Genomic DNA, 1914 nt, shown 5'->3' on the forward strand with positions numbered 1-1914 from the left:
GAGCAATTGTCAAATCCTGTGGATCATGGGTGGCTCAGGTCGAACGTAGCCATTCGTTGAGGATCGCGAAGTCTGCGTTGGTGAGTCCTCGGGAAGCCTCGACGTGATAGAGGAGGGCACGGCCGCGATGGTGCTCGGCCACCCAGTCTCGATCGGCGCTGGTGATCTCGTCGTCGATCCACGCGAACGGGCGGCCGTCCGCCCAGCTCACCAGGGTCCGGGTCTTCCAGCAGAGTCCGAACCAGTGGTCCTCGCGTTCATGCTCGCCGGAAGTCTCCGGCCAGGCCACGACCGGAAGTCGCGGGAGCCCGAGTCGTGGTGAGATCTCCAAATTCGCCATGTCTTCCCAGGTGGTGGCCCAGACCAGGTCGCATGGCAGCGCCGCCAGCAGAGGTCCCACCTCAGGTCGTAATCGCGATAGATGTGAGGGCGACGGGGTGAGTGACAGTTGGCGTCGCAGGTTGTCGCCGAAGGGAAGAAGCGGCCCATCGACATCAAGGAAGAGCAGAGGGCGTTCTACCTGATCGCTCATGCTGCGGCGACGTGCTCACGCTCGACGAGCCTGCCCTTGACGAACCTCGCCCCGGCGCGGACCAGGGCGACGAGATGTGGCGCGTTGACCGCCCGCCAGCGCTTCTGCGCCGACTCGATCAGCTTGAAGGCCATGGCGAGGCCGGCGGCGCGGGATCCCGGCCCCTTGGTGACCTTGGTCCGGTGGCGGACGGTGGCGAAGGTCGACTCAATGGGGTTGGTCGTGCGCAGGTGAACCCAATGTTCGGCGGGATAGTCGTAGAAGGCCAGCAGCTCGTCCAGGTCATCGATCACCTTGGCGACGGCCTTGGGATACTTGGCGCCGTAGGCGGCCTGGAAGTCCTTGACCGCGCGTTCGGCGTGGTCCCGGTCTTCGGCGTTCCAGATCTCGGCCAGGTGCTTCTTGGCGGCAGGGTGGGCCGACTTCGGCATGGCCCCGAGCACGTTAGCAATCTTGTGAAACCAGCACCTCTGGCCTCTGGTCTGCGGAAACACCTCCGCGAGAGCGGACCAGAAGCCGAGCGCACCGTCCCCGACGGCGAGCACCGGTGCCCGCATCCCGCGCCGCTTGGCATCGCGCAGCAGATCGGCCCACGACTCGGTCGACTCGCGATAGCCATCGGACAGTGCCACGAGCTCCTTGCGCCCGTCGGCGCGCACCCCGATCATCACCAGCAGGCACAGCTTGTGCTCCTCCAGCCGGATGTTGACGTGGATGCCGTCGACCCACAGGTAGACGTAGTCCACCGCGGACAGGTCGCGTTCGGCGAAGGCGCGTTGCTCGCCCTTCCACTGCTCGGTGAGCTTGGTGATGACGGAGGCGGACAGGCCCGCCGTGGAGCCGAGGAACTGGCCCAGCGCCGGGACGAAGTCACCAGTGGACAGGCCGTGCAGGTACAGCAGCGGCAGCACCTCGCTCAGCTGCGGAGTCTTGCGGGCCCAGGCGGGCAGGATCGCCGAGGAGAACCGCTTACGCTCGCCGGTCTCCTCGTCGATGCGCTTGTCGTTGACCCGCGGCGCCTTGACCTCGATCCCGCCGATGCCGGTGAGCAGCTCACGCGGGGCGTGGTAGCCGTTGCGCACGACCAGACGGCGGCCGGCCGCGTCACGCTCGTCGGCGAAGGCGGCGATGTAGGCGTCCACCTCGGCCTGCAGCGCGGCGGCGAGCATATTGCGGGCGCCCTCACGGAGAATCTGGTCGATCAGCGACGCCGAGCCCGCCGGGGCATGGTCGTCAGCGGGCAGTTCGGGCACTACGGTAAGCGACACGGGGTGTGCCTTCCCGACCGACGCGGCAACGTCGGCCTATCTCGAAACCATGATCAGATGATTCGGGAAAGGTACACCCCTTCCCGTCAGATCCACAGATTTCGATCATTGCTC

2 protein-coding genes are annotated in these 1914 nt (G+C 66.3%); both read right to left on the reverse strand.

Annotated features, from left to right (window positions below):
* Positions 1-34: 34 nt before the first annotated feature.
* Complete coding sequence (locus tag HNP84_RS50865; protein ID WP_185057385.1) at positions 35-532, reverse strand: HAD domain-containing protein; 498 nt, start codon at positions 530-532, stop codon at positions 35-37.
* Positions 529-1785: an IS256 family transposase gene (locus tag HNP84_RS50870; RefSeq protein WP_185057386.1), complete on the reverse strand. Its 1257-nt coding sequence runs from the start codon at positions 1783-1785 to the stop codon at positions 529-531. Before HNP84_RS50870 ends, HNP84_RS50865 begins: the two co-directional genes overlap by 4 nt.
* Between the last annotated feature and the right edge of the window lie 129 nt (positions 1786-1914).

Origin of the sequence: Thermocatellispora tengchongensis (assembly GCF_014202315.1) — a bacterium.
Classification (GTDB): domain Bacteria; phylum Actinomycetota; class Actinomycetes; order Streptosporangiales; family Streptosporangiaceae; genus Thermocatellispora; species Thermocatellispora tengchongensis.

What these genes read in the sequence shown, in the direction of transcription:
- HNP84_RS50865 (WP_185057385.1), bottom strand. Translation starts at nt 532, where the DNA reads ATGAGCGATCAGGTAGAACGCCCTCTGCTCTTCCTTGATGTCGATGGG.